Below are 5,237 nucleotides of genomic sequence, written 5' to 3'. Positions count from 1 at the left end.
CCGTAAAATAAATGAAATCTGCACTAGCGATAGGATCGGCAACATTTGGGGTGTTCACAATCGTGATTTTTAATGGCAATGTTTGAGTGAAATCTGGGTCGGAGGAAGTAGTATTGATTATCAGATCAACCCCATCAATCCCAGTACCCCCAAAAATAGTGCCATTACGGTAATACAAGCGCCCTGCAACAAAGTCTTGACCCTTGGGCTGATCGGTAAAGTCAGAAGGAATAAAGGACAATATATTGGTAAAAGATGAATCATTGAAAGGCGTTCCCCATTCGATGGTGTTGGTTCCGATACCCGTGTATACTGAGCCAGGGATCGTGATGGGGGTGTCAAAATAGCCTGTCACTGTCCCTGTCCCTACAATTGCTTGGGCGGCTTGGAAAGGGGTTAGGATGGCTAGAGTTGCCCCCGCTAACAATAAGCAATGCTTACCCCCCCCCACCTTTTTGATTACTTTTGTTAATGGTTGCGCCATGGAAACCTCTTCTTTGGTATGGTTTCCTCGATTATATGATTGTATTTTTCAAAAGACTGGTACTGCCTGCTACAAATAAGTAATGCTTACCCCCCCCGCATTTTTGATGATTTTTGTTAATGTTTGCGCCATGGAAACCTCTTCTTTGGTAGGGTTTCTTCGATTGTATAATTGTCTTTGCCTCTCTTGGATATTGGCTGAAAAATGTTCACAATGTCACATTATGGGCGCAAGCAGTTCGATAAACTCACTGACCACGTTGCGCCCCTACATTGCACAATGACCTCAAATACTTTTTAAGCAAGCCTTTATTACCATAAACGATAAAAATTTTTCAACAAACGCGGGGGAATTTTTAGATAATAACCAATAATTATTAATTGATTAACTAAGGTGGTTTTACCAACTCCTAATTTTTGCCAACGTCTTGCCGAGGTGATCACCGCAGTAGAAACTATGGCGATTTTACCACTTTTTTTCAATCTTTGTATTAATTCAAAATCTTCCATAATTGGCAACTCAGGAAAACCGCCCAAATCGGCCAAGATTGAGGCTTTTAAAAATATTCCTTGATCTCCGTAGGGAAGAGAAAACCAGCGAGAACGCCAATTAACTAATTTTTCCACTAAACGCAGGGATTTTTCTTCTCCATCAATTTTTAATTCAAAAGCCCCCGCTACTATCCCAGATTGGGATAAAGTATTGATAATTTGTTCTTGATAATTTTGAGGAAGTAAAGTATCTCCGTGCAGAAATAATAAAATATCTCCTTTCGCTATTTTCGCTCCTAAATTCATCTGAAATGCACGACATTTACTAGAAGAAATAATTACTTTTGCTCCCAATTGTTCGGCTATTTCTCTGGTTTTATCGGTACTTCCCCCATCGACAACAATAATTTCTACTCCTTCACCTATCTGTTTTAACGTTGCTGCAATTCTTAACTCCTCATTGAGAGTCGGAATGATAATACTAAGATAATTCATCAGGTTTTAAGGTAACTAAAGTCAGAGAATTTAGGGGCAACCATCGGGTAAATTTTCCCACAGATACCGAGGGATTGATTTCGATTTGTAATAACTGTTTTTCTGGTAAAAAAGTTAAACATCGCTGCCAGTTATTCAGAGTGGCTAAAGCTGGAGTCAAAAGTCGATACCAAATTAGGTTACACTTCATCTTTATGAGAAACGAAACTCTGTTCTAAGATAGGTGGGACAATGCCAAATATTAAAGGAGACGATGGTGCGCTCAAAACCATTTTCAGCAATAGTAAAATTATCGCAGTGGTCGGGCATTCTGAGAAATCGAGTCGCGCCAGCTATCAGGTAGCCAAATTCCTGCAAGCGGTGGGTTATCGAGTCTATCCTGTCAATCCGATGGTCAAGCAAATTGATGGTCAAAGTTGCTATCCTTCTCTAGAGGCTATCCCCGAACCCGTGGATATTGTTAACGTTTTTCGTCATCCTGATTATCTACCCGAAATTGTCGAGTCAGCTATTGCTATTCGGGCTGCTACCCTTTGGACACAATTGAAAATTTATCACCCAGTTGCGGAAAAAAAAGCGATCGAGGCGGGTTTAAATGTGATTATGGACGCTTGTATCCAGATAGAATATCAGCGTCTATTTGCCTAAAACAAAACCCCACCATGGGTGGGGTTTTGGGTTTAATTTAGGAAATCCTAGAAGGTAAAGGTGCCGCGGAGGGTGCCAATCCACTCGTTACCAGTGCCTTTGAACTGTTCAGGTGCAGAAATCCAGATGACACCGGGGGTGATAGAAATATTGTCGGTGACTTGGTACTTGTAGAACAATTCAACGTGGTAGGGAACGATGTTAGATACTTTTAGACCCATTTCCCGGAAGCTTAAGTGACCGATGTAGGGCTGCGCACCAGCAAACAGACCTAAGATATTTCCTTCTTTACCTAAGTCGGGGAAGGCAATACCAGCACCGTAGGTCCACACTTCCGCATCACCGAGACCGAGTAAGCGCACGGTGGAGTAGGAACCGAAGGCACTCAAGCTGGCGAAACCAAGATTCACTGCACCGGTTAAACCGTAGCTATTGGATACTTTCGCGCCAAAGTTGAAGAAACCGACTTCATCCTGTAGGGTGACGCTATCAGGATCGTTGCCGTTGACGTTGAGCAGGGTGTTTAACTGAGTTTGGGAAAGGTTAGCGGCGGAAGTCCCCGTTACACCGAAGGAACCACCGTTACCGAAGATGGCGGTATCGGCACCTTGGTAGGCGTTAACGTAGGTGAAGCCAACGTTCAAGAAGTTAAAGAGGTTAGCGTTAATCTGTGCTAAAGCGGCGTAATCTCCGTTGAAGAGACCATTACCCGGGTTAGGATTGGCCGCAGAACTGGAGCCACCACCACCGGCTAAATAACCCAAGGATAGGGAGGTCGGACCGACAATGCTTTGGAGGAAGCCTAACTGTAGGCTAACACCGGCCCCAGAACCACCACCGATACGGTAGATGGGGTTTTCGGATGCGAAGGTGGATAGCGCACCATTACCACCGTCGAAGTCTTCAAAGAAGGGGTTAGTGGTGGGAACGAAGTCATTCCAAATACCACCCCAAGCGGCGACGTAGGTATTGAAGCGACCAAAATAACCTAAGTCAATGGGGGTATAGTAGGCCAACCAGTCGAGAACCACATCGCTACCGTTACCGGCGGCGGTCCAAGTTTGATAAAGGGAAGGGCTTTGCAGATTATCGAATCTGACGGAAGCGGGATCACCATTTTGTAGTGTGGTGGTCGATTTGTAATCAAATCCGAAGGGAGTGGCGCTGCCGGCCGATAAACGGGTTTTTAATACGTCCTGACCGGTGAAGCTCGTGTTTAACAGCAAACGAGCGCGGTATTGCATGGCGGCCTGGGAGGCAGGGCTACCGGCACCGACCGTATCGGTGACAGCGAAAATAACTTCCCCAGCTAATTTGGTGGTGGTGGAGAATTGGTTATTTTCGAGGAAAGACACCCGGCTTTCTAAGTTATCAACTCTAGCTCCCAACGCCGCTAATTCGGCCTGGAACTCATCCATCAAGCGCTTGAGGGCATCTAAGTCTTCCTTGAGGACGTTGACACCATCTTGAATTAAACGTTCCATCACGTTTAAGCAAGCGTTTAAACCAGCCGCAAATTCCCAACGGGTTAAAGCTCGGTCGCCGCGGAAGGTGCGATCGGGATAACCAACAATACAACCATAGCGCTCCACAAGGCTTCTTAGGGCTTCATAGGCCCAAGCGGTGGGGGAAACATCGCGCAGTTGGTTGACGCTGGTGACTTGATCGATGGTGTTGCCCTGTACGGGGGTAACTTGACCTTCGTTACCGTACTGTTCGATCTGATTGAGTAGTTCGCCAGTTCCTGCACCGGTGTTCTGAACTTGAGCGATTTCTAGATTGTTAAATTCGGTAGAAACACTGGTAGATTTGACGGGATCGAAGCTACTAGCATTAGCGGAAGCTACCAGGGTAGCCCCTAAAATTGCTGGGCTAACCAGCAATGATTTCCAGAACATTCTTAACATAATGGTTTTTTCCTCACACCTTATAGGTTGACTACACAGTTTGATGCCGCATATAGCCTTGCTATTCTTCTGCCATTATACACAACTTAATTACTTAGGGAAAGATGCGATCTCATTTTTTTGCCTTGACCAGTTGACAAAGTGGCCACTCTGTCGCCCCTGACGGCACTTAAACAAAAACTAAGAGTTGACACAGCGGCGAGGATATCAAAGTTTCTCCAATTTGCGCTTACGACCGATTGAGTAAAGAACGCCCAGAACGGCTCCCAAAATTAAATAAGCCAGCAGCGTAGGAATCACCTGCTGCTGTACGTCATTCAAAATAGCGATAAAAAAGGCTAAACCGACATTGCGAGCAATAGAGGAAATCGCGAGAATCGATCGCTGATCATCATCGGGACCGCCTAGAGCGTGTCCTATCCCTAGAGAGGCGATTACCATAATCAGAATTGCAACCAGTGGCAATCCCCAGACTTTCAACAATACAGGAAATCCCAAAAGACCGACTAAGATAGCTAAGAGCAAAAACAAACCATTAGCCATAAAAGTTAAGGGTTTGGCGATCTTTTCGGCCAATTTAGCGGCGAACTTTTGCATCAGAAGCCCGATACTGACAGGCAAGAACTGCACCATGGCGACTTGCTGGGCTACCTCTAAAATGGTTACATTCTCTGAAAGCCTCTCAAAGAGGGTGGTAAAAATAGCCAAGGTAAGGGGCGTAATCACAACCGCAAGTAAAGCCAGGGTGAGTTGGAGACTGGCTGAGTAACGGAATCTGACTCCCGCCATTTGCGATCGCTTGGTAGTTAGAGGCGCACCAGGGGAAGCTGCCAAAAATGCCAATCCAGCCATCACTTCTGGGGGTAAGTTAAATAGTTTTAACAGCAGGAAAACCAGCAAAGGCACTAGGACGACAACAGCTAGAAGCGCACGGAAGAGTAAAGCGGGTTTGCGCCAGAGGGAGAGCATTTTATCGAAAGAGAGAGCGATCCCGATGGCTAACATCAGCGAAAAAATCGTGATTTTAACAAGGATTAGCAATATTGGCTTGACTTCGAGAGATATAAGGGAGTTCATCGGAAATTTTGGGTCTGAAACCCCGCCGTTCTAGGTTGGCTTTACGTTAGAATTAAAAGGCCAGTCTCGAAAACCAAGTGGACGGCGCAGCACCTTGAAAACTCGGCTTAGGGGGTTCCGACCAGAAAAGCTTGG

Annotated in this window: 6 protein-coding genes; 1 reads left to right on the top strand and 5 read right to left on the bottom strand. The window is 45.5% G+C overall.

Annotated elements, in window-relative coordinates:
* From IM515_RS17610 to IM515_RS17600, 3 genes are all read right to left on the bottom strand, one after another.
* Window positions 1–484, bottom strand: a 484-nt coding sequence (locus tag IM515_RS17610; protein WP_502881974.1) for a choice-of-anchor K domain-containing protein, incomplete at its 3' end; no start/stop codon positions are given.
* Between the two features lie 311 nt (window positions 485–795).
* Window positions 796–1,470: a TIGR04283 family arsenosugar biosynthesis glycosyltransferase gene (locus tag IM515_RS17605; RefSeq protein ID WP_287627800.1), complete on the bottom strand. Its 675-nt coding sequence runs from the start codon at window positions 1,468–1,470 to the stop codon at window positions 796–798.
* On the bottom strand, window positions 1,457–1,660 hold the full coding sequence (locus IM515_RS17600; protein WP_287698096.1) for a hypothetical protein: 204 nt from the start codon (window positions 1,658–1,660) through the stop codon (window positions 1,457–1,459). Before IM515_RS17600 ends, IM515_RS17605 begins: the two co-directional genes overlap by 14 nt.
* 41 nt (window positions 1,661–1,701) lie before the next feature.
* Between IM515_RS17600 and IM515_RS17595 the strand changes: the two genes are divergently transcribed.
* Window positions 1,702–2,118 carry a CoA-binding protein gene (locus IM515_RS17595; RefSeq protein ID WP_002771573.1) on the top strand — a complete coding sequence of 139 codons (417 nt, stop codon included), beginning with the start codon at window positions 1,702–1,704 and terminating at the stop codon, window positions 2,116–2,118.
* A 47-nt stretch (window positions 2,119–2,165) separates the two neighbouring features.
* Here the strand turns inward: IM515_RS17595 and IM515_RS17590 are convergent, their stop codons facing one another.
* Entirely contained in the window at window positions 2,166–4,025 is a 1,860-nt protein-coding gene (locus tag IM515_RS17590; RefSeq protein WP_193959501.1) for an iron uptake porin, read from the bottom strand.
* Window positions 4,026–4,232: 207 nt separating this feature from the next.
* A complete protein-coding gene (locus IM515_RS17585) occupies window positions 4,233–5,102 on the bottom strand; it encodes a bile acid:sodium symporter family protein (protein ID WP_287627798.1) in 870 nt (289 codons plus the stop codon).
* Between the last annotated feature and the right edge of the window lie 135 nt (window positions 5,103–5,237).

Source organism: Microcystis sp. M44BS1, from assembly GCF_020244875.1.
GTDB lineage: Bacteria > Cyanobacteriota > Cyanobacteriia > Cyanobacteriales > Microcystaceae > Microcystis > Microcystis panniformis.
The sequence above is the reverse complement of the archived record's forward strand: the minus strand, read 5'-3'. Positions and strand labels throughout refer to the sequence as shown.